The sequence below is a fragment of the Streptomyces sp. NBC_00212 genome, from assembly GCF_045206365.1.
In the GTDB taxonomy this organism is placed as follows: domain Bacteria; phylum Actinomycetota; class Actinomycetes; order Streptomycetales; family Streptomycetaceae; genus Streptomyces.
In genome coordinates this window covers 5,035,637-5,061,361 of sequence record NZ_CP108115.1, presented here as the reverse complement: position 1 = coordinate 5,061,361, position 25,725 = coordinate 5,035,637, and the positions used below count along the sequence as shown (strand labels likewise).

The 25,725-nt window shown below is 71.8% G+C and carries 24 protein-coding genes; 11 read left to right on the top strand and 13 right to left on the bottom strand.

Translation table 11 applies throughout. The features are described 5' to 3' along the window. Positions 1-28: 28 nt before the first annotated feature. Positions 29-229 carry a DUF397 domain-containing protein gene (locus OHA17_RS23300; protein ID WP_406508213.1) on the bottom strand — a complete coding sequence of 67 codons (201 nt, stop codon included), beginning with the start codon at positions 227-229 and terminating at the stop codon, positions 29-31. Beyond that, positions 226-1,089, bottom strand: coding sequence for a Scr1 family TA system antitoxin-like transcriptional regulator (locus tag OHA17_RS23295; RefSeq protein WP_406508212.1), 864 nt, complete (start codon positions 1,087-1,089; stop codon positions 226-228). The genes OHA17_RS23300 and OHA17_RS23295 overlap by 4 nt, the downstream gene beginning before the upstream one ends. Before the next feature lie 426 nt (positions 1,090-1,515). Here OHA17_RS23295 and OHA17_RS23290 point away from each other — a divergent pair, with 426 nt between their 5' ends. Then, positions 1,516-1,737: a hypothetical protein gene (locus OHA17_RS23290; RefSeq protein WP_406508211.1), complete on the top strand. Its 222-nt coding sequence runs from the start codon at positions 1,516-1,518 to the stop codon at positions 1,735-1,737. Positions 1,738-1,778: 41 nt separating this feature from the next. On the opposite strand, the gene OHA17_RS23285 is transcribed toward OHA17_RS23290, so the two are convergent. Continuing rightward, positions 1,779-2,177: a VOC family protein gene (locus OHA17_RS23285; protein ID WP_406508210.1), complete on the bottom strand. Its 399-nt coding sequence runs from the start codon at positions 2,175-2,177 to the stop codon at positions 1,779-1,781. After that, positions 2,174-2,698, bottom strand: a complete 525-nt coding sequence (locus OHA17_RS23280; protein WP_398876043.1) for a cupin domain-containing protein — start codon at positions 2,696-2,698, stop codon at positions 2,174-2,176. The genes OHA17_RS23285 and OHA17_RS23280 overlap by 4 nt, the downstream gene beginning before the upstream one ends. A gap of 555 nt (positions 2,699-3,253) precedes the next feature. Here OHA17_RS23280 and OHA17_RS23275 point away from each other — a divergent pair. The 7 genes from OHA17_RS23275 to OHA17_RS23245 all read left to right on the top strand — a co-directional run bounded on the left by OHA17_RS23275 (position 3,254) and on the right by OHA17_RS23245 (position 12,892). Then, complete coding sequence (locus OHA17_RS23275; protein ID WP_406508209.1) at positions 3,254-3,913, top strand: sirohydrochlorin chelatase; 660 nt, start codon at positions 3,254-3,256, stop codon at positions 3,911-3,913. Between the two features lie 29 nt (positions 3,914-3,942). Then, positions 3,943-5,106, top strand: coding sequence for a low temperature requirement protein A (locus OHA17_RS23270; protein ID WP_406508208.1), 1,164 nt, complete (start codon positions 3,943-3,945; stop codon positions 5,104-5,106). A gap of 367 nt (positions 5,107-5,473) precedes the next feature. Beyond that, positions 5,474-8,074, top strand: coding sequence for a BTAD domain-containing putative transcriptional regulator (locus OHA17_RS23265; protein ID WP_406508207.1), 2,601 nt, complete (start codon positions 5,474-5,476; stop codon positions 8,072-8,074). A 480-nt stretch (positions 8,075-8,554) separates the two neighbouring features. Beyond that, positions 8,555-9,364, top strand: a complete 810-nt coding sequence (locus tag OHA17_RS23260) for an SDR family oxidoreductase (protein ID WP_406508206.1) — start codon at positions 8,555-8,557, stop codon at positions 9,362-9,364. 64 nt (positions 9,365-9,428) lie between these two features. Beyond that, the gene (locus OHA17_RS23255) at positions 9,429-10,451 is read left to right on the top strand and encodes a P1 family peptidase (RefSeq protein ID WP_406508205.1); all 1,023 of its coding nucleotides are present in this window, start codon (positions 9,429-9,431) and stop codon (positions 10,449-10,451) included. 112 nt (positions 10,452-10,563) lie between these two features. Beyond that, on the top strand, positions 10,564-11,865 hold the full coding sequence (locus OHA17_RS23250) for an Ig-like domain-containing protein (RefSeq protein WP_406508204.1): 1,302 nt from the start codon (positions 10,564-10,566) through the stop codon (positions 11,863-11,865). Positions 11,866-12,031: 166 nt separating this feature from the next. Continuing rightward, positions 12,032-12,892: a DUF6227 family protein gene (locus tag OHA17_RS23245; protein WP_406510791.1), complete on the top strand. Its 861-nt coding sequence runs from the start codon at positions 12,032-12,034 to the stop codon at positions 12,890-12,892. 73 nt (positions 12,893-12,965) lie between these two features. Here OHA17_RS23245 and OHA17_RS23240 read toward each other — a convergent pair whose 3' ends face one another. From OHA17_RS23240 to OHA17_RS23220, 5 genes are all read right to left on the bottom strand, one after another. Next, entirely contained in the window at positions 12,966-13,220 is a 255-nt protein-coding gene (locus OHA17_RS23240) for a hypothetical protein (protein WP_053727266.1), read from the bottom strand. Between the two features lie 138 nt (positions 13,221-13,358). Then, positions 13,359-15,335: a fructose-specific PTS transporter subunit EIIC gene (locus OHA17_RS23235; protein WP_406508203.1), complete on the bottom strand. Its 1,977-nt coding sequence runs from the start codon at positions 15,333-15,335 to the stop codon at positions 13,359-13,361. Between the two features lie 40 nt (positions 15,336-15,375). Continuing rightward, positions 15,376-16,326: a 1-phosphofructokinase gene (gene pfkB, locus OHA17_RS23230; protein WP_406508202.1), complete on the bottom strand. Its 951-nt coding sequence runs from the start codon at positions 16,324-16,326 to the stop codon at positions 15,376-15,378. Then, positions 16,323-17,084: a DeoR/GlpR family DNA-binding transcription regulator gene (locus OHA17_RS23225; RefSeq protein WP_053727269.1), complete on the bottom strand. Its 762-nt coding sequence runs from the start codon at positions 17,082-17,084 to the stop codon at positions 16,323-16,325. Before OHA17_RS23225 ends, pfkB begins: the two co-directional genes overlap by 4 nt. Before the next feature lie 400 nt (positions 17,085-17,484). Continuing rightward, positions 17,485-19,017 (bottom strand): MFS transporter, encoded by a 1,533-nt coding sequence (locus OHA17_RS23220; protein WP_406508201.1) that lies wholly within the window; start codon positions 19,015-19,017, stop codon positions 17,485-17,487. Between the two features lie 63 nt (positions 19,018-19,080). Here OHA17_RS23220 and OHA17_RS23215 point away from each other — a divergent pair, with 63 nt between their 5' ends. Then, the gene (locus tag OHA17_RS23215; RefSeq protein ID WP_406508200.1) at positions 19,081-20,064 is read left to right on the top strand and encodes a helix-turn-helix transcriptional regulator; all 984 of its coding nucleotides are present in this window, start codon (positions 19,081-19,083) and stop codon (positions 20,062-20,064) included. A 96-nt stretch (positions 20,065-20,160) separates the two neighbouring features. Here the strand turns inward: OHA17_RS23215 and OHA17_RS23210 are convergent, their stop codons facing one another. Then, positions 20,161-21,159 (bottom strand): RNA polymerase sigma factor RpoD/SigA, encoded by a 999-nt coding sequence (locus tag OHA17_RS23210; RefSeq protein ID WP_406508199.1) that lies wholly within the window; start codon positions 21,157-21,159, stop codon positions 20,161-20,163. Between the two features lie 148 nt (positions 21,160-21,307). Between OHA17_RS23210 and OHA17_RS23205 the strand changes: the two genes are divergently transcribed. Then, on the top strand, positions 21,308-21,844 hold the full coding sequence (locus OHA17_RS23205) for a GNAT family N-acetyltransferase (protein ID WP_406508198.1): 537 nt from the start codon (positions 21,308-21,310) through the stop codon (positions 21,842-21,844). Between the two features lie 51 nt (positions 21,845-21,895). On the opposite strand, the gene OHA17_RS23200 is transcribed toward OHA17_RS23205, so the two are convergent. Next, positions 21,896-22,681: a dioxygenase gene (locus OHA17_RS23200; RefSeq protein ID WP_406508197.1), complete on the bottom strand. Its 786-nt coding sequence runs from the start codon at positions 22,679-22,681 to the stop codon at positions 21,896-21,898. A gap of 150 nt (positions 22,682-22,831) precedes the next feature. Between OHA17_RS23200 and OHA17_RS23195 the strand changes: the two genes are divergently transcribed. Next, complete coding sequence (locus OHA17_RS23195) at positions 22,832-23,323, top strand: MarR family winged helix-turn-helix transcriptional regulator (protein WP_406508196.1); 492 nt, start codon at positions 22,832-22,834, stop codon at positions 23,321-23,323. Between the two features lie 48 nt (positions 23,324-23,371). Here OHA17_RS23195 and OHA17_RS23190 read toward each other — a convergent pair whose 3' ends face one another. Together OHA17_RS23190 and OHA17_RS23185 are read right to left on the bottom strand one after the other, a co-directional pair. Further along, positions 23,372-24,913: an MFS transporter gene (locus tag OHA17_RS23190; RefSeq protein ID WP_406508195.1), complete on the bottom strand. Its 1,542-nt coding sequence runs from the start codon at positions 24,911-24,913 to the stop codon at positions 23,372-23,374. A gap of 137 nt (positions 24,914-25,050) precedes the next feature. Further along, positions 25,051-25,707 (bottom strand): TetR/AcrR family transcriptional regulator, encoded by a 657-nt coding sequence (locus OHA17_RS23185; RefSeq protein WP_053727277.1) that lies wholly within the window; start codon positions 25,705-25,707, stop codon positions 25,051-25,053. Positions 25,708-25,725 lie beyond the last annotated feature (18 nt).

Below are 25,725 nucleotides of genomic sequence, written 5' to 3'. Positions count from 1 at the left end.
GCCTGCCCGATCACAGGTACGGATGCCGCTACACGTCGGCGCGCTTGGCGAACTCGATGAGCCCGGTAAACGCGGCCGCCGTGAGTATGAGGGTGGGTCCGTGGGGGTTCTTGCTGTCCCGGACGGCCACGCGGTGCGAGGCGGCGAGGTTGGTGGCCACCTCGACGCAATCGCCGCCATTGTTGCTGTACGAAGACTTGATCCAGTGGAGGGAGTCGGTCGTGGTCACGGGGTGCCCTTTCGTGCCTCGTTGATCAGGTCCACCGACGCCGCCTGCGGCAGCGCTTCGGCCTGTAGCTGATGGTAGGCCGCCAGCAGGGGAAGCACGGTGGCCGTGTCCCGGTCGAAGTGGCCCCGCATCTGGGACTCCGCGTACGCGGTCACGGACAGGTCCGCCAACGTCAGCAGGTTCACCGGGAGATCGAACGGGCGGCGCTCCCCCATGGCGTACGGGGCGATCTGGAGCACGGTGTTCGGCAGCGCGGCGAACTCCACCAGCCGGTCGAGCTGAGCGTCCATGACCTCGGGTCCGCCGATCGGCCTGCGGATGCAGCTCTCGTCCATCACCACCAGCATCGCGGGCGGGCGTGACCGCACCAGCGCTGCTTGGCGCCTCGCGATGAACGAGACGCGCTCATCGGCCTGTTCGGGTGTGATGGCACCCCGCCGAACGGCACTATAGGCCAGCACCCGCGTGTACTCCGCAGTCTGGAGAAGTCCCGGCACGATCCCGATTTGGTACAGCCGGATCTCCACCGCCCGGCCCTCCTGCTCCACGTACTGCGGGAACCCCTCCAGCAGGCCGCCGTGCTTGATCTCGCGGTATTGCAGCTCGAACGCCTCGGCGGTGCCCTCTGTGCCGAGCGCCCGGTCCGCGCTACGCGAGAAGCGGAGGGTTGGAGGCTTGCGCCCAGTTTCAACTGCCGAGATGTGCACGCTGGAATAGTCCGTGCGCTCGGCCAGGTCGTCCTGAGTCCAGCCACGCGCCTCCCGCAAACTGCGCAGGCGCGCCCCGTAGGCCGCCTGCGGAGACGCATCCGGATTCAAGTCCTTGCGGTTCAAGGGCAGTTCACCAACCCTTCGTTCCATTCCAACAGGTTGAATGCTGCCCAAGTGTGGCCCACGCTGAACACCCTTGGTAGCGCTTTCGCTACAGAGGGGAACGAACCATGCCACTCGATGCAGAAGGCGGCTTCTGGCGGCTCGCCCCGGACTGGGTCTCGCGGGGCCCCTACGCCCCACCGACCCCTGACGTACTCAAGGCAGCACTGACCGGACTGCAAGGACTGCAAAGGCGGCTGGAACCCATGACATCTCCAGCGAGGCATGCGCCTCAGCTCGAACCCGTACCTCACCCCGGCTGCGGCACCTGCGCGGCGGCCAGCACTGCCCGCGCACGCGCGCACATGGCAGGCAACACCGCAGACGTAACCCAAGCCACCGACACCATCCGGCAGCACCCCCACGAGCGCGAAGACGAGTGCTGAGCGCGGTCTGCGCTCGGGAGGGGGCAGCATGCTGGACCCAGCCGCATGGGACGTCGCGGACTTCACGAAACCGCGGCCCGGCCGAGTCGACCCGAAGACCTGCCCCGCGTGCGCCCGGGTCAAGACGCTCGGGATCGAGGCCGCTGAAATCGGCGCCCCGGAGCTGGCCGCCGAGTGGGTTGAACTCGCTTACGTACATGCCGAGTTGGGCCACCCGTGGGACCACCGCTGGCCCGGGATGAGCGGTTGAGCGGTTGAACGGTCAGGGACGCACGGTAGGCCGGGCGTCGCTCAGCCCCAGGTGCGGGAGCACAGCACCAGGCGGTAGCCGTCCGGGTCGGCGACGGTGACGCCGTACTCGTCCCAGTACGGGTTGTGCGCGGTGACGCGGGTTCCGCCGGCCGCGACGAGGCGGTCGACCAGGGCCTCGTCCACGGGGGCGCCGAGGTAGACCACGAACAGGTCTTCCACCGTCGGGGTCGGCTCAAGCGGGTGCTCGGGGTCGTTGGTCAGCTCGAAGTGCCAGGAGCCGCCGGCCGGGCCGACCATCAGGAGGTCGTGCTCACCGGAGAAGCGCTCGGTGGTGCGCCACAGGACGTCGAGGCCGAGGCCGTCGATGTAGAAGTGTTCGGCGGCGGCGAGGTCCCGCGAGGGCCGGGCCACCCGGACGTGGGTCGCGGCGTCGATCACGCGGACGCCTCCAGGGCGGCGCGCCAGGCGGGGCTGTCGCAGTAGTGGTTGTCGAACCGCTCGGCGGACTCGGCGATCTCCTTCGGGTCGGCCTCGCCGCGCATGACCCGGCCGAGCAGGCGCAGGTAGTCGAAGCGGCCCATGCCCGGGGTGAACACGAACAGGACGTCGGCCTCGCAGCCGGGCGCGGCGGCGAAGGCGTGCGGGGTGTGCGGCGGCACGGCCAGGAAGTCGCCGGCCTCCAGGACGGTGACCTCCTCGCCCACCAGCACCTGGAGGGACCCGCTGATCACGAAGAACAGCTCGGTCGCCTTGGTGTGGAAGTGGGCGGGCGCCCCGACGGCCCCCTTGGCGAAGGTGGACCGGTAGGTGGTGAAGCCGTCGGCCGTACGGTCCGAGTCGGCGAGCAGCGTCATGACGCTGCTGGGGTCCGCGCAGGTCTCGGCGTCGCCGCGACGCGTGAGCACGGGCGGGAACGGCGGGGCGATCTGGGAGGCCTGGGAGGTCGTTTCCTGGGTCATGCGCTGACCTTACGATCTTGAACAGCCCTATGAACAGGCCAATTTGGCGCGATGGAGCTGGGTCATTGTGGAGGCGCCGCTTCCGTTCGGCTTGCGGACCGTACGGGGCCGTCTGCGGCGTTCCCCGCGCCCCCAACCCCTTTTCGGCCTCGGACCGTGCGTGGTTCTTTGCGCAGTTCCCCGCGCCCCTAAACCCGCCTTCGACCTGCGGGTCGTGCGTGGCTGGTCGCGCCCACGCGGCGGAGCCGCATATGTCACAGCCCCGCGCCCCTGGCGGGATTGGTCCTGATCGGCACCGGCATCTTCAGCCCGTCCGGCGTTTGAGGACGAGCGCCCTTCAGGCGCGAACGGGGTCTGGGGCGGAGCCCCAGGAGTCCAGCTCAGCCCATCCACACCCCCGGAGGGTCTCGGGAAGGGGCGGGGTGGGGAATAGGTCCCCCCGGGACGGGACTTTGGCGGGGTCGCATTCGGCGCCCGCCGCGTTAGCGTGAAGAGCGCCGGGGTGCCACGACACCACCCCGGCACCCACTCCCCCCGCGACGGGAGGTCGCGAATATGCTGGTCGTCGCCGTGCACGGCAGCGCCGCCCCCGAGGCGGCCACCACCGTCGGCCGCCTCGTACGGACGCTGGGCGTGCCCGCTCTCGTAGGGCATCTGGACGGACAGCGGCCGTCGCTCTCCGATGTCCTCGCCGGGAACCCGGGCGCCACCGTCGTGCCCCTCCTGCTCGGCGACGGCTTCCACCGTCACGTGGACATCCCCGCCGTCGCCCGCCGCTTCCGCTGCACCGTCACCGACGGGCTCGCGGGAGAGCCCGACGTCGCCCGCGCCGTGCACGAGCGGCTGCTCGCGGCCGGCGGCCCCGGGGACGCCGTCGTGGTCGCGGGAGCCGGTTCGACCCGCCCGCACGGGAACGACGGAACCCGCGCCGTTGTAGGGGAGTTGAGCGCCGCGCACCCCGACATCCCCGTACTCGACGCGTACTGCGGCGCCGCGTCCCCCACCGTCCCCGAGCGCGTGGCGCAGCTGGAGAACGCGGGCCACCGGCGGATCACCGTCGCCGCCCACCTCCTCGCGCCCGGCCGCTTCACCCGCGCCCTCGACGCGACCCCCGGCGTGCACGCCGTGTCCGCGCCGATCGCCGACCACCCGCTCCTCGCCCGCCTTGTGCTGAACCGGTACGAATCCGTACGCCCTGAAGTGTTGGCCGCCTAGCGCGCCCGGCCGTCTGGTGTGCTGTGCGCATGCCACGCATGACCGCACGCAGCCGCCACGAGGAGCACCGCGCCTCGACCCCGCTTGAACTCTTCTTCGACCTCTGTTTCGTGGTCGCCGTCGCCCAGGCCGGCGCCCGCCTCGTCCACGCGCTCGCGGAGGGCCATGTGGGCACGGGGCTCGCCGGGTACGCAGCCGTGTTCTTCGCGATCTGGTGGGCGTGGATGAACTTCACGTGGTTCGCCTCGGCGTACGACACCGACGACGCGCTGTACCGGGTCGTGACGCTCGTGCAGATCACCGGCGTGCTGATCCTGGCGGCGGGCGTGCCGCGCGCGTTCGACGACGGTGACTTCACGATCAGCGTGATCGGCTACATCGTGATGCGGCTCGCGCTGACGAGCCAGTGGCTGCGGGCCGCCGTGAGCTGCCAGGACCCGGCCGAACGCCAGGTGTGTCTGCGGTACGCGGCCGGGCTCGTGGTGTGCCAGCTCGGCTGGGTCGGCATGCTGTTCGTCCCGGACTCCGCCCGCACCTGGGTGTTCCCGCTGCTCGCCCTCGCCGAACTGTCCGTCCCCATGCTCGCCGAACGCCACCACACCACCAGCTGGCATCCGCACCACATCGCCGAGCGGTACGGCCTGTTCACGCTGATCGTGCTCGGCGAGACCGTGTCGGCCGCCACCATCGCCGTGCAGGAGGCCCTCGACGAGCACGACGAGCTCGGCGATCTGCTGCCGCTCGCGGCGGGCGGGCTGCTCATCGTGTTCGCCGCGTGGTGGATCTACTTCGCGGCGCCCATCCACGACCACCTGTCCTCCAACCGGCAGGGTTTCGTGTGGGGTTACGGGCATTACGTGGTGCTCGCGTCGGCGGCGGCGATCGGGGCGGGGATGGAGGTGGCGATCGAGCAGACCGTCGGCAAGGCGCACATCTCGGCGATCGCGGCGGCCTCCGCGGTGACGGTGCCGGCGGCGCTGTTCATGCTGACGGTGTGGGCGTTGCACTCCCGCCACTTCAAGCGGGGCGCGGCGCAGCAACTGACCTTGCCTGTCTCGGCGTTGGTGATTTTGGGGTGTACGTTCGCGGGGCACGCGGCGGTGCCGCTCGCGGGGGCGGTGGCGGCGGTGACGGTCGCGGTCGGCTGGACGCTGAACCGCCGCCGGGCGGAGCGGACCCCTGCCGGGGCTTGACCCGGGGGCCTTTTCCCCACCCCGCCCCTTCCCGAGACCCTCCGGGGGTGTGGATGGGCTGAGCTGGACCCCTGGGGCTCCGCCCCAGACCCCGTTCGCGCCTGAAGGGCGCTCGTCCTCAAACGCCGGACGGGCTGAAATGCCCTGGTGCGGGCCAGCACCGACCCGCCAGGGGCGCGGGGAACTGCGCGAGCAAGCACCACCGGGCCGCGGCCGGGCGAACTCCCCCGGAGGGTCTCGGGAAGGGGCGGGGTGGGGATTCGTCCGGGGGCACACGGCCCGCAACCCGAAGGGCACAGGGGGTTCGGGGCGCAGCCCAGGGGAGCCCGCGCCTCACCCCGCAAGGGGCTGCGCGAGAATCGGCCGCATGCGCTACCTCCTGCTCGGCCCGATGGGCATATCCGGTGCCGAAACCGCCCCCGCAGGGCCCCGGCTGCGCTCACTGCTCGCCTTCCTCGTGCTGAACGCCGGGCACACCGTCCCCGCCGAGCGGCTCGTGGACGCGCTCTACGGGGACGAGCCGCCCGCCGGGGCCTCGGGCGCGCTTCAGTCGCAGGTGTCCCGGCTGCGCAAGAGCGTCGACATCGAGTACGGGCCGGCCGGCTACCGCCTCGTGGCCGACCCCGAGGACGTGGACGTACTCCGCTTCGAGCGGCTGGCCAGGGAGGGCGCGCGCATCCGCGAGGCCGGCGACCCCGGGCGCGCGGCCGTGCTGCTGCGCGAGGCGCTGGGGCTGTGGCGCGGACCGGCGCTCGTCGATGTGGCCCACGCTCCTTACGCCGCCGCGCAGAGCGCACGCCTGGAGGAGTTGCGCGCGGGCGCCGTCGAGGAGCTCGCCGAGGCCGAACTCTCCCTCGGCGGCGACCCGTCCGAGCTCCTGCCCCGGCTGCGCGAGGCGGTGGCCGCGCACCCGCTGCGCGAGCGGCTGCGCGGCCAGTTGATGCGGGCGCTGCGGCGCTGCGGGCGGGCCGCGGAGGCGCTCGCCGAGTACGAGACGGCTCGTACGCTCCTTGCCGAGGAGCTCGGCGCGGACCCGTCCCCCGAACTGGCGGCGGTGCACCTGTCGATCCTGCGCGGCGAGGAGGCCCGGCCCGCCCCCGCGTCGCGGCTGCCCGCCCAGCTCACCTCCTTCGTCGGCCGGGACAGTGAACTGGCCGCGCTGATCGCCCTGTTGGGGGCGTCGCGACTCGTCACGCTGATCGGCACGGGCGGGACCGGCAAGACGCGGCTCGCCCTGGAGGCGGCCGCGCGCCTGCCCGGCGAGGTGTGCTTCGTCGACCTGTCCGCCGCGCCCCGGACCGCCCTGGCCGTACGCGGCGCCCTCGGCCTGCGCGACAGCGGCGCCGACGATCCCGAAGCGGCGCTCGTCGAGGCCCTGCGGGACCGTGCCGTGCTGCTGGTCCTCGACAACTGCGAGCAGATCATCGAGGACGCCGCCGCCCTCACCCACCACCTACTGTCCCACTGCCCCGGCCTGCGCGTCCTGGCCACCAGCCGCGAGGCCCTGGGCATCACGGGCGAGTCGCTGCGTCCGGTCGGCCCGCTGGATGCGGATGCGGCCGTACGTCTCTTCACGGACCGGGCGGTCGCCGTACGCCCCGACTTCGCGCTCGGTCAGCCCAACTGCCCGACTGTTCAAGCTATTTGTAGCTCTCTCGACGGGCTTCCGCTGGCCATCGAGCTGGCCGCCGCCCGGCTGAGGCAGCTCTCGCTCGCGGAGATCGCGGACCGGCTCGACGACCGGTTCCGCCTCCTGTCGCGCGGCGACCGCACCAAGCCGGAGCGGCACCGCACGCTGCGGGCGGTGGTCGAGTGGAGCTGGTCGCTGCTCAGCGACGATGAGCGGGAGTTCGCGGCGCGGCTGACCGTCTTCGCGGGCGGCGCCACGGCGGAGGCCGCCGGGCGGGTCTGCGGCGCGGGCCCCGACGCGGAGGACCTCCTTGCCTCCCTCACCGACAAGTCGCTCGTGGAGGCGGGGGCGGGTCGGTACCGCATGCTGGAGACGATCCGGGCTTACGCGTCCGAGCAACTCCCTTCGTCTTCAAGGGAGTTGGTGGGCACGGCTCACACCGCTTACTTCCTTGAACTCGCCGAGGCAGCCGACCCCGAGCTCCGTTCGGCGGACCAGCTCCGCTGGCTGGAGCGGCTCTCGGCGGAGCACGCGAACCTGCGGGCGGCTCTGCTGCGGGCCACCCGCGACGACCGCCCGTCCGCCCTGCGCCTGCTGACCGCGCTCTCCTCGTTCTGGTGGCTGCGGGGCCTGCGGGCCGATGTGGCGCCCGTCGCGGCCGAGTTGCTGGCGGTGCTGGGCGGCGACGCACCGGGCGCGCTACCGGGCTCACTGGAGAGGTCCCCCGACTTCGACGAGGCGTACGTGTTGTGCGTGCTCGCGGCGGGGGCGGGCGGGATGGTTCCGGATGCGGACCGGGCGCGGGCTGCGCGGATCGTCGCCGAGCGGGACCGGCCGTTCCGGCAGCCGTTCACGGCGTTCCTCTGGGCGATCTCGGCGGGGCCGTCCGCGGGGGCCGAGCGGCCGGAGCTAGCGGGGGCCGACCCCTGGTCCCGGGCGCTCGCGCGGGCGGGGTCGGGGCATCTGCACCTCTTCCACGGCCGGATGGAGGAGGCCGCCCTCGACCTGTCGGCGGCGCTCGCGGCGTTTCGCTCGCTCGGCGAACGCTGGGGGACGGCGACGACGCTCACCGGCCTTGCCGGGGTGTCGGGGGCTCTCGGCGACACAGGGTCGGCGCTCGCGTGCGCCGATGAGGCGCTGGCTCTCTTCGAGGAGCTGGAGTGCTGGGAGGACATCGCGGACCTGTTGCGTGAACGGGCGGAACTGCTGCGCGGAGCCGGGCAGTTGGTGTCCGCCCGGGTCGACTTCGAGCGGGCGCTGGCGGCGGCTCGGCGGGCCGGCACCCCTGCGGCGCTGGCGGCGGCCCGCACGGCCCTGGCCGCCTGCCCGCCAAGCTGACCCGGGGCTCCGCCCCAGACCCCGGGATGCCCCACCCCGCCCCTTCCCGAAACCCGCCGGGGGTAGCGGAACGGAAGCCAGGTTTCCTGGGGCTCCACCCCAGACCCCGTTCGCGCCTGAAGGGCGCTCGTCCTCAAACGCCGGACGGGCTAAAGATGCTGGTCCTGGCCAGGGTCCACGCTGCTAGGGGCGCGGGGCTGTGTCATTGTGCGGCTCCGCCGCGTGGGCGCGACCAGCGGTACTGAGCGCCCTACAGGGGCGCGGGGAACTGCGCGACCAGCCACCCCCGACCCGCACCCGCACCCAACCAGCCCCCCTCGCCCAGCCCCGCCCCCCTCACCACCCCACCCCCACCCCGTCAGCGCCCCGTGCGCACCCCGTGAGCGGGCGCGCTCAGAGTCGGCGGTGTCGGAGGGAGCCGCCCCCGGCGCAAACCCCCGCCGGGCTCGCCGCCCGCAGGGTCGGAACAGGGAGCACACCATGTCGCAGCACCAGCAGGCCCGCACCACCGCCGCCCTCGCCAACAAGACCGCCCTCGTCACCGGCGCCTCCCGCGGCATCGGGCGCGGCATCGCCCAGCGGCTCGCCGCCGAAGGCGCCCTCGTCGCCGTCCACTACGGCACCGACGGGCCCGCCGCCCAGGAAACCGTCGACGCCATCGTCGCGGCCGGCGGCCGCGCCTTCGCCGTCGGCGCCGACCTCACCACCCTCGACGGCGTCGAGCAGCTCGCCGACGCCGTCCGCAGCGGGCTGCGCGCCCACACCGGTGAGGAGTTCCTCGACATCCTCGTCAACAACGCCGCCGTCACCGGGCAGCACCTGGCGTACGCGGAGACGACCCCCGATCTCTTCGACCGGCTCTTCGCGGTCAACGTACGCGCCCCGTTCTTCCTCGCCCAGCGCCTGCTGCCGACCCTGCGCGACGGCGGCCGCATCATCAACATCGGCTCCGCCGTGACCCGCATCGCGCTGGAGGGCGAGTTGGCGTACACGATGACGAAGGGCGCGATGGAGACGTACACCCGGACCCTCGCCAACGAGGTGGGGGCTCGGCGGATCACGGTCAACCTGGTCGCGCCGGGGCCGACCGAGACCGACCGGACCCGTGCCTTCTTCCGGTCCTCGCCCGAGATGGAGGCGCGGATGACGCAGGCTCAGGCGCTGCCGTGGATCGGGCAGCCCGCCGACATCGCGGACCCGGTCGCCTTCCTCGCCTCTGAAGACGCGCGCTGGATCACCGGGCACGTCCTCGACGCCTCGGGCGGGACCTACCTGGGGCCAAAGCTCTGAGAAGCGGGAGCCTGTGTCCCCACTCCGCCCGCCTCGGCCCAACTGCCGTGGTGGGATGTGGGTCATGAACAATTCCCTCACCGATGTGGCCGGGTTCCTGGTCGGGCACGCGGCCGTGGCCGGACCGAACGCCCTGAGCGGCACGACCGTCGTGCTCGCCCCGCCCGGCGGCGCGGTCGCCGCGGTCGAGGTGCGCGGGGGCGGCCCCGGCACCCGGGAGACCGACGCCCTGGATCCGAAGAACGTCGTCGAGCGCATCGACGCCGTCGTGCTGACCGGCGGCAGCGCGTACGGGCTCGACGCGGCGGCCGGGGTGATGGCCTGGCTGGAGGAGCGACAGCGGGGCGTTCGGGTGGGGCCCGAGCCGCACCAGGTGGTCCCGGTCGTGCCCGCTGCCTGCCTGTTCGACCTGGGGCGCGGCGGCGACTGGCGGGCCAGGCCCGACGCGGCAGTGGGCCGGGCGGCCGTCGAGGCGGCCGGGACGGAGGTCACGGAGGGGAACGTGGGGGCCGGGACCGGCGCGGTGGTCGGCGGCCTCAAGGGCGGCGTCGGCACCGCCAGCGTCACCCTCGCCTCCGGGGTGACGGTGGCCGCCCTCGCCGTCGTCAACGCCGTCGGCTCCCCCGTCGATCCCCACAACGGCGCCCTGTATGGGGAGTACGGGGAGAGCCAGCCATCCCAACTACCCACTTCCGAAAGGCACTTGGCCGCCCAGGCCCGGCTCGCCGCCGCCCGTGTCGAGATGCCGCCCCTCAACACCACCCTCGCCGTCGTCGCCACCGACGCCCGGCTGACCCGGCCGCAGGCGCAGAAGCTCGCCGGGACCTCCCACGACGGGCTGGCCCGCGCCGTTCGCCCCGTACACCTGATGCACGACGGGGACACGATCTTCGCCCTCGCCACCGGATCGCATGATTCCGGGCCGGACGGGACGGACAAGGCTCTCAGTCCCGAGGAGTTGAACCACATTCTCGCCGCGGGGGCCGACGTCGTCGCGCGGGCGATCGTGCGGGGCGTGCGGGCCGCCGGGAGCGTCGAGGGGCCGGGGGGAACTTTCCCCTCTTATGGGGATCTATACGGGAGTTGAGGGCCGAGAGGCTCTCGATTGTGACCTCCGTCACCATCGATTCTCGCAACCATTGGGCCATTTGGGTTCTCTATGTCCGTACTGGATTCATTTCGCAGTACACCACGCAGACATGGAGCAGCCCGTGACACCGCCGGCGTCGGACAACGCAGCGCAGCCTCAGCAGTTCAGCAGCACCCCGCGCCCCGCGCGTCCGTTTGCCCGGCCCCGGGTCCGGCTCATCGCGGGAGCGGCGGGCCTCCTGGTCGGCGCGCTCGCGCTGACCGCCTGCGGCGGCGACGCCAAGGCGAGCGACGACGCCAAGAACGGCAAGGGCGCGGACGCCTCGGCCGCCAAGGACGCCTCCACGCTGAAGATCACCATCTCGGCGAAGAACGGCTCCACCAACGCCTCCATCAACGACGTCACCGTCAAGGCCGAGGGCGGCAAGCTCTCCGACGTGACGATGACCGAGGTGCAGGGTGGCAAGGCCGTGCCCGGCACGCTCGCCGCCGACGGTCTTTCCTGGAAGCCGACCGGCAAGGTCGAGCGCGGCACCCAGTACAAGATCGCCGCCAACGGCAAGGACGACAAGGGCCGGGCCGCGACGGAGAACTCGCAGTTCTCCACCGTTTCGGCCAAGGACAGCTTCGTCGCCAACTACACCCCCGAGGACGGCTCCACGGTCGGCGTCGGCATGCCGGTGTCCTTCGACTTCAACAAGGAGATCACCAACAAGAAGGACGTCCTCTCGCACATCACGGTGACCAGCAGCAGCGGGCAGCAGGTCGTCGGGCACTGGTTCAACTCCCAGCGCCTGGACTTCCGGCCCGAGGAGTACTGGAAGGCCGGCTCCAAGGTCACCATGAAGATCAACCTGGACAAGGTCGAGGGCGCCAAGGGCGTCTACGGCGTGCAGTCGAAGGAAGTCACCTTCACCATCGGCCGCAACCAGGTCTCCACGGTCGACGTGAAGACGCAGGAGATGACCGTCCAGGAGGACGGCAAGACCATCAAGACGATTCCGGTGTCGACCGGAAGCTCCGAACACCCCACCTACAACGGGCAGATGGTGATCTCCGAGAAGTTCACGCAGACCCGCATGAACGGTGACAGCGTGGGCTTCGGCGGCGAGTACGACATCAAGGACGTGCCGCACGCGATGCGCCTGTCCACCTCGGGCACCTTCATCCACGGCAACTACTGGGGCGACCCGTCGGTGTTCGGCAACGACGGCACCAGCCACGGGTGCGTCGGCATGAAGGACGTGAAGGGCGCCGCAGGCGACACTCCGGCCAAGTGGATGTTCGACCACAGCATCATCGGTGACGTGGTCGTCGTGAAGGGCTCGCCGGACAAGACCATCGCCCCGGACAACGGCCTCAACGGCTGGAACATGCCGTGGTCGCAGTGGACGGCGGACAGCGCCTCCTGACCAACTCCCTTTCTCCACAACAGACTTGACCGGCCGGTAACCCTTTTGCGGGGTGCCGGCCGGAAAAGTTTCGGCCATGCCCGCTGCGCGATCCGCCCTCAGGGGCTACGTTGAGCACCTTCTACGTGACCAACAGCGACGGCCAGGAGAAGCCTTGGTGCTCCATGTGCCCCACCCGCTCGACGGCGAGCGCGGCCCCGGCGACGACTCGGCCCAGGAACAACTGGCCGCACTCCTGGGGCGGGCCCTGAACTCCTTCGACCTGCCGGACGAGCTCGTCGAGCGCCTCGCCCTGGCGATGGCGCACACCACTTCGCTGCACTCCTCGCTCCACACATCGGCGGCGGGCCCCGGCGGCCACCGCCTGAGCCGCGAGACGTACCGGCACTGCTATCTGCTCCTGGACGGCACCACCGTCACCCTGTGGGAGCTCGCCCACCACGACGGCCGCGAGTACGCGCACGAGGTGTACGCGGCCGAGGAGGACGCCCGCATCGCCGCCGCCCGGCTGCGCCGCCGGGCCCTGCCCCACGAGGCCACCCACCCGGACGACGAATTCGGCGTGCTGGAGGCCGAGTTGGGCGCGTACGGGGGCGGCGCCGTCGACCCGCTCCAGGGCTTCGAGGACGGCTGGGAGGCCGGCTTCGGCCCCGACTTCCTCGCCGGGCAGGACCGCCCGGCCGCCGGGCGCCCCCACCCGTACGCCCCGGACGACTCCGCGGACCACGCGCGCCGGCTGCTTCGCCGCGCCGAGAACCCGGACCGGCCCGGCGAGCGCACCGCGCTCAGGCTGCGGGCCGCACACGCGCACCGGATCACCCAGGCCTTCGGCAGCCACTGCCGCACGCCCGGCCGGGATGCCGCGTTCACGCTGTACGAGCACGCGTTCCTGCTGCTCGACGGCGGCGAGCTCAGCCTGTGGGAGGTCGAGCACACGGCGACCCCGGACGGCCGCCACATGTGCGAGGTGTACGCGACCGAGCGGGCCGCCAGAGCCGCCATGGAGCGCCGCGCACACGTGAGTTGAGGGCCGCTGCCCAGGTCCCGTAGGGCCCGCGAGCCCTCACCTCACGGCCGTACGCTCACCTCACGCGCACGCGTCAGGAGCTGCGCGGGTCGAGCTGGCGGATCAGGCCCGCGAAGGCGGCCCGCTCCGCCTCGGTGAGCGCCACCTTCTCCCGGGCGGGCGGCCCGGCCTGCCGGCCCACCGCGCGCAGGGTGCGCAGCGCATGCCACTCGGCCCGGTCGGCGCGCTCCCGGCGCAGGATGCGGACCAGGCCGACGACCCAGGCGACACTCGCCGCAGCGAGGACGGAAAGGCCTATCTGCTGAATGATCGTGATGTTCTGAGCCACGCGCCCCAGTAGACAACACAGGCCGGGACTTACGGCAGGGAGATGCAAGGACTTTGGTCCTCAAGTGGTACATGTCACGTCATGACGGCCGAAGATGCCCGGCCCCACGGTAAGGGCCGGGCATATCGGGTGAACCCGTCAGGCGGCGACCGTCACCCTCTCCTCGTCGAGCGCCGGGGCCGCGTGCTCGGGCTGCCGCTTGCGCAGGCCCTTGAGCAGGATCACCAGGGCCGCGCTGACCGCCGTGCCGGCCGCGACGGCCAGCAGGTACAGGAAGGCGTTGCCGATCAGCGGGACGACGAAGATCCCGCCGTGCGGTGCCCGCAGGGTGCAGCCGAAGGCCATCGACAGGGCGCCGGTGACCGCGCCGCCCGCCATCGCGGAGGGGATGACCCGCAGCGGGTCGGCCGCCGCGAACGGGATCGCGCCCTCGGTGATGAAGGACGCCCCGAGCACCCAGGCCGCCTTGCCGTTCTCGCGCTCGGTACGGGTGAACAGGCGGCCCCGCACGGTCGTGGCCAGGGCCATCGCCAGCGGCGGCACCATGCCCGCGGCCATCACGGCCGCCATCACCTTGAAGCTGCCGTCGGTGCCGTCGGCGAGCCCGCCGACCGCGAAGGCGTAGGCCACCTTGTTGAGCGGGCCGCCCAGGTCGAAGCACATCATCAGGCCCAGGATCACGCCGAGCACGATCGCATTGGCGCCCGAGAGACCGTTGAGCCAACTGGTCAGCGCGGACTGGAGCTTGGCGATCGGCTCGCCTATGACCAGGAACATCAGGAAGCCGACGATCGCCGACGAGATCAGCGGGATCACCACCACCGGCATGATGCCGCTCAGTGGCGCCGGGATCCTGACCTTCTGGATCGCCATGACCACGGCGCCCGCGATCAGACCGGCCGCGAGCCCGCCGAGGAAACCCGCCTTGATCGCGACGGCGATCGCACCGCCCACGAAGCCGGGCACCAGACCCGGCCGGTCGGCCATGCCGTACGCGATGTAGCCCGCCAGGACCGGGACCAGGAAGCTGAAGGCCAGGCCGCCGATCTGGAAGAGCAGCGCGGCCCAGCTGGTGGCGTCGGTCCACAGGAAGTGGTCCATGACGGAGGGCGCCTTGTCGACCTTGTAGCCGCCGATGGCGAAGCCCAGCGCGATGAGCAGGCCGCCCGCCGCGACGAACGGCACCATGTAACTGACGCCCGACATCAGCCACTTGCGCAGCTTCGTGCCGTAGCCCTCGCCCGGCTCACCCGCCGCCTCCACGGGGGACGGCTTGGCGCCCGGCTCGGTGATCTCGCCGCGGGCCGCCTTGTCGCGGACTTCGGCGATCAGTTCGCCGGGGCGGTTGACACCCGCCTTCACACCCACGTCCACCGTGGGCTTTCCGGCGAACCGCTCCTTGTCCCGTACGGGCACGTCGTGCGCGAAGATCACGCCGTCGGCGGCCGCGATGAGGGCCGGGTCGAGCCGGGTGAACCCGGACGAGCCCTGCGTCTCGACGGCGATCTCGATGCCCTCGGCCCGCCCTGCCCGCTCCAGGGACTCGGCCGCCATGTAGGTGTGGGCGATGCCGGTGGGGCAGGAGGTGACGGCCACGATCCGGAAGGGCTGGGTTTCGTGCGACTGGGCCTCGGGCTCGGGGGCCTCTTCAGGCTGCGGCTCGGCCGCCTCCTCGCCCCCGATCAGCGCCGCCGCCTCCCCCGCCGTGGCCGCCGCCCGCAGTGCCGCGGTGAACCCGTCGTCCATCAGCTGGCGGGCCAGCGAGGACAGGATCGACAGGTGGGCGTCGTCCGCGCCCGCCGGGGCCGCGATGAGGAAGATCAGGTCGGCCGGGCCGTCCGGCGCCCCGAAGTCGATGCCGGCCGCGCTGCGCCCGAAGGCCAGGGTGGGCTCGGTGACGTGGGCGCTGCGGCAGTGCGGGATGCCGATGCCGCCGTCGAGGCCGGTCGGCATCTGGGCCTCGCGGGCGGCCACGTCGGCGAGGAAGCTGTCGAGGTCGGTGACGCGGCCGAGCGCGACCATCCGCTCGGCGAGCGTACGGGCGGCGGCTTCCTTGGAGTCGGCGGCCAGGTCGAGGTGGAGGTCGACCAGTTCCGCGCTGATCATCTGGCTCATCGCGGGCTCCTTTGCGGGCGGTGAGGGGCGGGGACGGGGGTCATGGCGCCGGTTCCGTCAGGGGGCGGTCCAGCGGGACGGCGTCGGTGACGGTGACCGCCGCCGGATCGAGGTCGCCGGGCGTCGGCATCACGCTGCCGGGGAGCTGCACGGCGGCCGCGCCGTGGGCGACGGCCGCGGCGAGCGCCCGGGGGCCTTCGCCGCCCGCCGCGAGGAACCCGGCGAGCGATGCGTCACCGGCCCCCACGTTGCTGCGTACGGTCGCGACGGGCGCCGAGGCGAAGTACGTACCGGATGCGGTGACCAGGAGCTGGCCGTCGGCGCCGAGGCTGGCGAGGACGGCGCCCGCCCCCAGCTGCCGCACCTCTTCGGCTGCCTTGACCGCGTCGCCGATGGTGGCGAGGGGGCGGCCGACGGCCTGGGCGAGTTCCTCGGCGTTGGGCTTGACCACGTCGGGCCGTTCGCGCAGCGCGGCGATGAGGGAGGGGCCCGAGGTGTCGAGGGCGACCTTGGCTCCGGCGGCGTGCGCGCGGGCGACGAGGTCGGCGTACCACTGGGGTGCGAGGCCCGGCGGGAGGCTGCCGCAGCAGGCGATCCAGTCGGCACGGCCGGAGTGCTTGCGGACGGTGTCGAGCAGCAACTCACTCTCGGCGGCGGTCAGTTGGGGCCCGGGTGCGTTGATCTTCGTGAGGGTTCCGTCGGGTTCGGCGACCGAGATGTTGGAGCGGGTGTGGCCCGCGACGGGGACGGGGGCGACCTCGATGCCCTCGGCGCCGAGGAGTTCGGCGACCAGGGCGCCCGGGGCGCCGCCGAGCGGCACGACGGCGACCGTGCGGTGTCCGGCGGCGGCGACGGCGCGGGAGACGTTGACGCCCTTGCCGCCGGGGTCCACGCGCTCGCCGGTGGCGCGCAGCACGTCGCCGCGCGTCAGGCCGGGGACCTCGTAGGTGCGGTCGAGGCTGGGGTTGGGGGTGACGGTGAGGATGTTCATACGGTGATCACGTCCGTGCCGGCGGCCTCGATGGCGGCGACGCTGTCGGGGGCGAGCCCGCTGTCGGTGATGAGGAGGTCGACGTCGGCGATGTCGCCGAAGCGGGCGAAGTGTTCCTGGCCGTGCTTGGCGGAGTCGGCGAGCAGCACCACGCGCCGGGCGGCGCCGATCGCGGCCCGCTTGACGGCGGCCTCGGCGAGGTCGGGGGTGGTGAGGCCATGGGCGACGGAGAACCCGTTGGTACCGAGGAAGACGACGTCGGCGCGGATCTCGCCGTAGGCGCGCAGCGCCCAGGCGTCGACGGCGGCCCGGGTGCGGTGGCGGACCCGCCCGCCGACGAGGTGGAGGTCGATGGCGGGGTGGTCGGCGAGCCTCGCTGCGACGGGCAGCGCGTGGGTGACGAGGGTGAGCCCGCTGTCCAGGGGCAGCTCGGCGGCCAGGCGCGCGATGGTCGATCCGGCGTCGAGGATGACGCTGCCCTCGGCGGGCAGTTCGGCGAGCGCGGCCCGCGCGATGCGGTCCTTCTCGTCGGCGGCGGTGGACTCGCGCTCGGCGAGGTCGGGCTCGAAGTCGAGCCGCCCGGCCGGGATGGCCCCGCCGTGCACGCGGCGCACCAGGCCGGCCCGGTCGAGTGCCTTCAGATCGCGCCGTACGGTCTCGGCGGTGACCTGGAAGGTCTCGGCGAGCGAGAGCACGTCCACGCGCCCGCTCTCCCGCGCGATCCGCAGGATCTCCTGCTGCCGCTCCGGTGCATACATGTCTGTTTACGTCCGTTTCCATGCCCGAACCTGCGGTTACACCGCCAGGTTACGACCGAGCTTCCCTGAAGTAAATCGATTCGGGCATTCTGCGGACACAAACGGACTTAGGTCCTTGCGACCGGGAGCCACCCGACCCGGCCGCGGACGGGCCGACGGCCCGGCACCAGTGCTGCCAGGGGCGCGGGGAACTGCGCGAGCAAGCACGCACGGTCCGCGGATGGACAGGGTTTTTAGGGGCGCGGGGAACTGCGCGACCAGCCCCGTACGGCCCGCGGCAGAAATCGAGGGGTCCGGGGCGCAGCCCCCGGAGCCGGGCCCCGCGGGGGCCGACCCCCGGACAAGCCGATGGCCCCGCACCTCGGAAAGGTGCGGGGCCATCGCGCGAAGGGAGGCGGGCTCAGCCGACCGGCTGCGCGTCCTTCGTCAGGTCGAGGAACCCGGCCTCGTCCACCGCGCCCTCGACGTGCTGCTGCGGCTTGGCGGGCAGCGCGAACATCACCAGGAAGATCACCGCGAGGACTCCGGCGACGTACCAGAGCGAATGCTGGAAGCCGTCCACGAAGGCCTGGTTCAGCTGCGGCGGTACGAGGTCGTCGCCGACCCCACCGAAGAAGACGACGGAGACCAGGCCGAGGCCGAGCGCGTTGCCCATCTGCTGCACGGTGTTGATGAGCCCGGAGGCGGAACCCGAGTGCTCCTTGGGGACCTCGGAGAGCACCGCGTCGGTGAGCGGGGCGACGATGAGGCCCATGCCGAGGCCCATCACGACCAGCGGGAGCGCCATCTGCCAGGAGGCGATGCCCATGCCGTAGTGGTCGGCCTCCCAGATGTAGATGAGCAGTCCGGCGACCATTGTCAGGGCGCCCGCCTGGAGGACCTTGCGGCCGAAGCGCGGGACGAGCTTCTGCACGGACATGCCGGCCGCCACCGACACCGCGATCGAGAACGGCACACCGGTCAGGCCCGCGCGCAGGGCGCTCCAGCCGAGGCCGATCTGCATGTAGAGCGTCCACACCAGGAAGAAGATGCCGAGGCCGACACCGAAGGTGGCCTGCACGGCGATGCCCGCCGCGAAGCTCTTCACCTTGAACAGCGACAGCTCTATGAGCGGGGAGCCGTCGCGCCGCGCCTTCATCCGCTCGTACGCGATGAGGCCGGCGAAGACCAGGACGCTGCCGGCCATCGAGAGGTAGCCCCACAGCGGCCAGCCGAGCTCGCGGCCGCGGGTCAGCGGGTAGAGCAGCATCAGGAGGCCGAGGGTCACCAGGACCATGCCGACGAGGTCGAGCTTGAGGGCCTTGGGCGCCTTGGACTCGCTGATGAACTTGACGCCGAGGATCAGGCCCGCGATGCCGACCGGCAGGTTGATCAGGAAGATCGGGCGCCATTCCAGGCCGAACAGGTTCCACTCGGTGAGCAGCGCGCCGAGCAGCGGCCCGGAGACCGCGCCGAGGCCGACGACCGCGCCGAACAGGCCGAAGACCTTGCCGCGCTCGTGCGCGGGGAAGGTGGCGTGGACGATCGAGAGGACCTGCGGCACCATCATGGCGGCCATCGCACCCTGCAGGATGCGGGAGGCGACCAGCATCTCCGGGTTCGCGGCGAAGCCGCACAGGGCGGAGGCCAGCGTGAAGCCGCCGATGCCGATGAGGAAGAGCTTCTTGCGGCCGTGGATGTCGCCGAGGCGGCCGCCGGTGATCAGGCCCGCGGCGAACGCGAGGGCGTAGCCGGCCGTTATCCACTGGATCGAGGAGAAGCTCGCCCCGGTGTCCTTCTGGATGGACGGAATGGCGATGTTGACGATCGTGACGTCGACCAGGTCCATGAAGGCCGCGGTCATCACGATGGCCAGGGCGAACCACCGGCGGCGGTCTGCTGCGGCGACGGCCGCGGACTCCGGTGTGGTGCTACTGGTCGTTGTGGAGGTCATGAGAAGAAAGTTAGACCCCTTATAGGTCAGAGAGTGTCCTCTTTGGCCCGGCATCCTGGGTGCATGACCGATACCCCGGCACGGCTGCTGCAATTGCTCTCCCTGCTCCAGACCCCGCGCGAGTGGCCCGGCGGCGAGCTCGCCGACCGGCTCGGGGTGTCGCGGCGCACGGTGCGCCGCGACATCGACCGGCTTCGTGAGCTCGGCTATCCGGTGCAGGCGGCGCGCGGCGCCGAGGGCGGCTACCGGCTGGTCGCGGGCAAGGCGATGCCGCCCCTGGTCCTGGACGACGAGGAGGCGGTGGCCATCGCGGTCGGCCTGCGCGCGGGCGCGGGCCACGCGGTCGACGGCGTGGACGAGGCCTCGGTACGGGCGCTGGCGAAGCTGGAGCAGGTCCTGCCCTCCCGCCTGCGCCACCGCGTCGCGAGCCTCCAGGCCGCCACGATGCCGCTGTCCGGGCCCTGGCGCGGCGACGGCGCGACGGTCGACCCGCGCACCCTGACCACGCTCGCCTCGGCCGTCACCGGCCAGGAGCGGCTCCGCTTCGACTACGTCTCCGGCGACGGCACCGCCACCAAGCGCCTGGTCGAGCCGTACCGCCTGGTCTCGACGGGCCGCCGGTGGTACCTGGTGGCGTACGACGTGGAGCGCGGCGACTGGCGTACGTTCCGGGTCGACCGGGTCGCCGAGCCGTTCGCGACCGGCGCCCGGTTCGCGCCGCGCGAGCTGCCCGAGGCGAACGCCGCCGAGTTCGTGCGCAACTCGATGAACCGGCTCCAGCCCGTCCTGGACATCGACGTCACCTTCGAGGCGCCCGCCGACTTCGTGACCGCCCGGCTGCCCACGTCGATGGGCGCGCCCGAGCCGCTGGACGCCGGGCGCTGCCGGCTGCGCACCTCGTGCACCGACTCGCTGGAGTGGGTGGCGCTGCGCCTGGCCCTGGTGGACTGCGAGTTCACCGTCAACGGGCCGCAGGCGATGACCAGTTATCTGCACGAGCTGGGCGAGCGCCTCACGCGGGCTACCGCGCCCGGGCCGGGGGAATGAGAGGGGCCCCGACACCAGGGGGGGGAGAGGTGCCGGGGCCGGGAGCCCACGGCACCAGGGGGGGGAAGGTGCCGGAGCTCGTCTTGGGGGCGGGGTCTAGGCCGCCGCGTCGAAGCCCGTGTCGCGGGCCATCTTCTTCAGTTCGAGCAGGGCGTGCTTCTCGATCTGGCGGATCCGCTCGCGGGTCAGGCCGTGCTCCTTGCCCACCTCTGTCAGCGTACGCTCACGGCCGTCGTCGATGCCGTAGCGCATCTTGATGATGGAGGCCGTGCGCTCGTCGAGCTTGCAGATCAGATCGTCCAGCTCCTCACTGCGAAGGAGCGTGAGCACGGACTGCTCGGGCGAGACGGCGGAGGTGTCTTCGAGCAGGTCGCCGAACTGGGTCTCGCCCTGGTCGTCGACCGGCATGTTCAGCGAGACCGGGTCGCGCGCCCAGTCCAGGACATCACCGACGCGCTCGGGCGTGGAGCCCAGCTCGGCGGCGATCTCCGTGTGCTCGGGGTCGCGCCCGTTCTCCCGGTTGAACTCGCGCTGGACCCGGCGGATGCGGCCCAGCTCCTCCACCAGGTGGACGGGCAGCCGGATGGTGCGGGACTGGTCGGCGATGGAGCGGGTGATGGCCTGACGGATCCACCACGTCGCGTACGTGGAGAACTTGAAGCCCTTGGCGTAGTCGAACTTCTCGACCGCGCGCACGAGGCCCGCGTTGCCCTCCTGAATGAGGTCGAGCAGCGGCAGACCGGCCCTCGGGTAGCGGCGGGCCACGGCTACGACAAGGCGGAGGTTGGATCGGATGAAGAGGTCCTTGGCGCGCTCACCGGCGGCGTACAGCGCCTCCAGCTCCTCGCGCGAAGCGTCCCCTGCCTTGCTCTCTACCTGTCCGTCGAGGATCTGGCGCGCGTACACACCGGCCTCGATGGTCTGCGAGAGCTCGACCTCCTTGGCGGCGTCGAGCAGCGGCGTACGCGCGATTTCGTCGAGGTACATACCGACCAGGTCGCGGTCGGCGATCTCACCGCTGACTGCGCGGACCCTGCTTCCCGACTCCGAACCGCCAGAGGCGGACTGTCGGCGGGCGACGGCGCGGGTTGCCATGCGTGCTCCCTTACTGAGTGGGTCGCGACACCCTCCCGGGTGCCCTGCATCCGATGGAAACAACGGCTGGAATCCGGACAGAATTCCCGTCCCGCCCATCGATTTTCGTGATCATGCAGTACCCTGTGCCGCCACGGGAGGGGTTCAGGTGCCGCAGGAACGTACAGAGGTGCAGGTCAGGCCTGGTGCCGAGGCCGATCTGGGGGCCCTCACGGACATTTACAACCACTTCATCCGTGAGACCGCCATCACATTCGATACGGCCGCCTTCACCACCGAACAGCGCCGTCCGTGGCTGCACTCCCACCCTGAAGACGGCCCGCACCGCCTTCTGGTTGCTCACGATGACCGTTTTGTCGGCCAGGCCGGCATTCTGGGCTACGCGACGAGCAGCCCCTTCCGCCCGAAGCCCGCGTACGCGACGTCCGTCGAGGTCAGCGTGTACTGCGCGCCGGAGGCGACCGGCCGGGGCGTGGGCACCCTCCTGTACCGCTCGCTCTTCGAGGCGCTCGCGGGGGAGGACGTGCACCGGGCGTACGCCGGGGTCGCCCTGCCGAACGAGGCCTCCCTCCGGCTGCACGAACGCTTCGGCTTCACCCACATCGGCACGTACCGGGAAGTCGGCCGCAAGTTCGGCCGGTACTGGGACGTGGCCTGGTACGAGAAGGAACTCGGGGAGACGTAAGGGCCGGGCCTCACGAGAAAGCGGCCCAACCCCCCTTCCCCGCACGCCCGTTCAGCCGTACTGCACCGATCGCTTGGCGAGCCCCAGCCAGAACCCGTCGATGACGCTGCGCGCGCCGCCCGGCTCGCCCTCGCTCGCGCCCATCGTCACGAACAGCGGGGCGAAGTGTTCGGTGCGGGGGTGGGCGAGCCGCCCCCCTGGGGCCTTGTGCTCGAAGTCGAGCAGCGCGTCGAGGTCGCCGGAGGCCAGCGCCCGCGCGCCCCAGTCGTCGAACTCGGCCGACCAGCTGGGCACTTGGCCGCCGGTGTGGCGCAGCGCGGCCAGGTTGTGGGTGAAGAAGCCGCTGCCGACGATCAGCACGCCCTCGTCGCGCAGCGGCGCCAGCTTGCGGCCGATGTCGTAGAGCTCGCGCGGGTCGAGGGTCGGCAGGGAGATCTGGAGGACCGGGATGTCGGCGGCGGGGAACATCTCGACGAGCGGGACGTACGCGCCGTGGTCGAGCCCGCGGTCCGGGATGTCCTGCACGGGCACGCCGGGCGCGCGCAGCAACTTGCGTACGGAGTCGGCGAGTTCGGGGGCGCCGGGGGCTGCGTACCGCACCTGGTAGTAGCGCTCGGGGAAGCCCCAGAAGTCGTACACGAGCGGCACGGTCTCGGTGGCGGCGAGCGCGAGCGGGGCCTCTTCCCAGTGGGCGGAGACCATCAGGATCGACTTCGGCCGGGGCAGGTCGGCGGACCAGGCCGCGAGCTCGCCCGGCCACAGCGGGTCGTCCGCGAGCGGCGGGGCACCGTGGGAGAGGTACAGGGCGGGCATGCGCTCGGCGCGGGCGACGGTCATGGCGACTCTCCGACTCACTCACTGACAGTCTGACCGACCGGCCCGGCCATCGGGCATCGAGCGATCAGCCATTACTTGAAGTCTCAAGCTATGAGGCCCACCATAACGTGACCTAGTTCAACTTTCAAGAAGTGTCCGTACAGTAGATGTATGACCTCGGCACCCAACTGGCTCAGCGACGAGGAGCAGCGCACCTGGCGCGCCTACCTCCACGCCACCCGGCTCCTCGAAGACCACCTCGACCGACAGCTCCAGCGCGACGCCGGGATGCCGCACATCTATTACGGGCTGCTCGTCCAGCTCTCGCAGGCGCCGCGGCGCCGGCTGCGGATGACCGAGCTGGCCAAGAACTCGAAGATCACCCGGTCCCGGCTCTCGCACGCCGTCGCGCGCCTGGAGAACAACGGCTGGGTCAGGCGCGAGGACTGCCCCTCCGACAAGCGGGGCCAGCTCGCGATCCTCACGGACGCGGGTTACGAGGTCCTGGAGCGGACCGCGCCGGGGCATGTGGCCGCCGTGCGGCAGGCGATGTTCGACCGGCTGTCCCCGGCCCAGGTGGACCAGCTCGGCGAGATCATGCGCGTGATGGCACAGGGCCTCCAGCCCACGGACGTCAAAGCGGACCTGCCCTGGCTCCGCTGAGGTCAGCGGGGCCAGGGCAGGTCGTGCGTCCGGGGTGCTACCGGGGCGTCAGTGGGCGACCACCGGGATGCGCACCTCGTCCTCGATGTCCTCACCGGTGCTCGATCCGGAGACCGAACTGCCGCCGGGGCGGCCGGTGTTGATGAGGGTGGCGGCGATGACGGCGGCCGCCGCCAGGATGCCGACCGCCCACCAGATGGCGGCGGTGAACCCGTGCACCATGGCCTCCAGCTTCAGGAGCTCGGGGTTCTTGGCGCCGAGCGCCATGTGGCCGGTGACGTAGGCCGTGGTCGCCGAGGCGGCGATGGTGTTCAGCAGGGCGGTGCCGATCGCGCCGCCGACCTGCTGCGAGGTGTTGACCATCGCGGAGGCGACACCGGCGTCCCGGGGCTCGACCCCGATGGTGGCCAGCGACATGGCGGGCATGAACGCCGTACCCATGCCGAGGCCGAGCAGGATCTGCGCGGGCAGGATCACGCCGGCGTACGACGTGTCGATGTCGAGCTGGGTGAGCAGCAGCATGCCGACGGCGGCGGTCAGGAAGCCGGGGGCCATCAGCAGGCGCGGCGGGACCCGGGTCATCAGGCGGGCGCCGATCTGGGTGGAGCCGGTGATCATGCCCGCGATCATGGGCAGGAACGCGAAGCCCGTCTTGACCGGCGAGAAGCCCTTCACGACCTGGAGGTAGTAGGTCAGGAAGAGGAACAGGCCGAACATCGCGATGATCGCGAGGCCGAGCGAGAGGTAGACGCCGCCGCGGTTGCGGTTGGTGATGACGCGCAGGGGCAGCAGCGGGTGCCGCACCTTGGCCTCAAGGGTGACGAAGGCGGCGAGCAGCACCGCCGAGGCGATGAACATCGAGATGGTCAGCGCGTCCGACCAGCCGGCCGACTCGGCGCGGGTGAAGCCGTAGACGAGCGCGACCAGACCGGTGGTGGACAGGATCACGCCGGGCACGTCCAGCGGCGAGCGGTTGCGGGTGCCCGAGGGCTCGCGGATGACGAGGTAGGCGCCGAGGGCCGCCACGATCGCGAACGGGATGTTCACGAAGAAGGTCCAGCGCCAGTTCAGGTACTCGGTGAGGAAGCCGCCGAGGATCAGGCCCACCGCGCCACCGCCACCGGCGATCGCACCGTAGATGCCGAACGCCTTGGCGCGCTCCTTGGCGTCGGTGAACATCACCGCGAGCAGCGAGAGGGCGGCCGGCGCGAGCAGTGCGCCGAAGGCGCCCTGGAGCGCGCGGGAGCCGAGCAGCATGGCCTCGCCGGTGGCGGCGCCGCCGAGCGCGGAGGCCGCGGCGAAGCCGAGCAGGCCGACGACGAAGGTCCGCTTGCGGCCCCACAGGTCGGCGATGCGCCCGCCGAACAGGAGCAGCCCGCCGAACGCGAGCGCGTAGGCCGTGATGACCCACTGCTTGTTGGCGTCACTGATGTGCAGCGCGTGCTGGGCGGAGGGCAGCGCGATGTTCACGATGGTCGCGTCGAGGACGACCATCAGCTGGGCCAGGGCTATGAAGGCGAGTGCTTTCCAGCGACTGGGGTCGGGGGCCGAGAGCTGGCCCGTCTTGTCGAGACCGACTGTTTTTGACATGGGGGTAGCCACCTTGGGACGCGGATTACCGAGAGGAGTGCTGTAACTATGCTTGAACTACAACTGATCTACGACTGAATTACGTTGACAGGCCGGGGAGTTGAAGAGGTGAACGGGGAGTTGAACGGGTGCGGCGGTCAACTCCTCCGGAGGTCGTCGAGGGTCGCCGCACTGCCCGGCAGCTCGGACCGCGCCGGGGCCTGAAGCCCGTCGAGGAACAGTTGCAGGTGGCGGTGGACGAACTGGTCGATGTTCGGGCAGGGCGTGCCGGGCAGCGGCCTGGTCAGCTGGGAGAGGGCGACCATGAGGTCGCCGACGGCGACATCGGTGCGGAGCCGGCCGGCCGCGCGGGCCCGCCGCATGAGCCCCTCGACGTCGCGTTCGAGGCGCTCGCGGGCCGCGTTCAGTTCCGCCTGGTCCTGGTCGAAGGTGTCGGAGAGCATCGGGCAGAGCGCCCCGATCCGCTCGTCGGCCGCCGCGTGCACGAAGCGGCGCAGGGCGTCGAAGGGGTCCGCCTCCTCGGCGGCCGCCGCCTCGGCCTGGCCCGAGACCCGGTCCATGACGTGGAGCACCACGCTGGTGATGAGCTCCGAGCGGTCGGCGAAGTGGCGGTAGATCGTGGCGTTGCCGACGCCGGCCCGGCGGGCGATCTCGTCCAGCGGCACCTCGGCACCGCATTCGACGAAGATCTCACGCGCGGCGGCGATGATCCGCTCCCGGTTGCGCAGGGCGTCGGCCCGCGGACGCGGGGCACGGCGCGGCGCTGCGGCGACGGGGGCGGCGGCAGTCTGCACGGCTCTGCTCCTTCTCGT

What these genes read in the sequence shown, in the direction of transcription:
- OHA17_RS23295 (WP_406508212.1), bottom strand. Translation starts at nt 1,089, where the DNA reads ATGGAACGAAGGGTTGGTGAACTGCCCTTGAACCGCAAGGACTTGAAT.
- OHA17_RS23290 (WP_406508211.1), top strand. Translation starts at nt 1,516, where the DNA reads ATGCTGGACCCAGCCGCATGGGACGTCGCGGACTTCACGAAACCGCGG.
- OHA17_RS23280 (WP_398876043.1), bottom strand. Translation starts at nt 2,698, where the DNA reads ATGACCCAGGAAACGACCTCCCAGGCCTCCCAGATCGCCCCGCCGTTC.
- OHA17_RS23275 (WP_406508209.1), top strand. Translation starts at nt 3,254, where the DNA reads ATGCTGGTCGTCGCCGTGCACGGCAGCGCCGCCCCCGAGGCGGCCACC.
- OHA17_RS23270 (WP_406508208.1), top strand. Translation starts at nt 3,943, where the DNA reads ATGCCACGCATGACCGCACGCAGCCGCCACGAGGAGCACCGCGCCTCG.
- OHA17_RS23265 (WP_406508207.1), top strand. Translation starts at nt 5,474, where the DNA reads ATGCGCTACCTCCTGCTCGGCCCGATGGGCATATCCGGTGCCGAAACC.
- OHA17_RS23260 (WP_406508206.1), top strand. Translation starts at nt 8,555, where the DNA reads ATGTCGCAGCACCAGCAGGCCCGCACCACCGCCGCCCTCGCCAACAAG.
- OHA17_RS23255 (WP_406508205.1), top strand. Translation starts at nt 9,429, where the DNA reads ATGAACAATTCCCTCACCGATGTGGCCGGGTTCCTGGTCGGGCACGCG.
- OHA17_RS23250 (WP_406508204.1), top strand. Translation starts at nt 10,564, where the DNA reads ATGGAGCAGCCCGTGACACCGCCGGCGTCGGACAACGCAGCGCAGCCT.
- OHA17_RS23235 (WP_406508203.1), bottom strand. Translation starts at nt 15,335, where the DNA reads ATGAGCCAGATGATCAGCGCGGAACTGGTCGACCTCCACCTCGACCTG.
- pfkB (WP_406508202.1), bottom strand. Translation starts at nt 16,326, where the DNA reads ATGAACATCCTCACCGTCACCCCCAACCCCAGCCTCGACCGCACCTAC.
- OHA17_RS23225 (WP_053727269.1), bottom strand. Translation starts at nt 17,084, where the DNA reads ATGTATGCACCGGAGCGGCAGCAGGAGATCCTGCGGATCGCGCGGGAG.
- OHA17_RS23220 (WP_406508201.1), bottom strand. Translation starts at nt 19,017, where the DNA reads ATGACCTCCACAACGACCAGTAGCACCACACCGGAGTCCGCGGCCGTC.
- OHA17_RS23215 (WP_406508200.1), top strand. Translation starts at nt 19,081, where the DNA reads ATGACCGATACCCCGGCACGGCTGCTGCAATTGCTCTCCCTGCTCCAG.
- OHA17_RS23210 (WP_406508199.1), bottom strand. Translation starts at nt 21,159, where the DNA reads ATGGCAACCCGCGCCGTCGCCCGCCGACAGTCCGCCTCTGGCGGTTCG.
- OHA17_RS23200 (WP_406508197.1), bottom strand. Translation starts at nt 22,681, where the DNA reads ATGACCGTCGCCCGCGCCGAGCGCATGCCCGCCCTGTACCTCTCCCAC.
- OHA17_RS23195 (WP_406508196.1), top strand. Translation starts at nt 22,832, where the DNA reads ATGACCTCGGCACCCAACTGGCTCAGCGACGAGGAGCAGCGCACCTGG.
- OHA17_RS23190 (WP_406508195.1), bottom strand. Translation starts at nt 24,913, where the DNA reads ATGTCAAAAACAGTCGGTCTCGACAAGACGGGCCAGCTCTCGGCCCCC.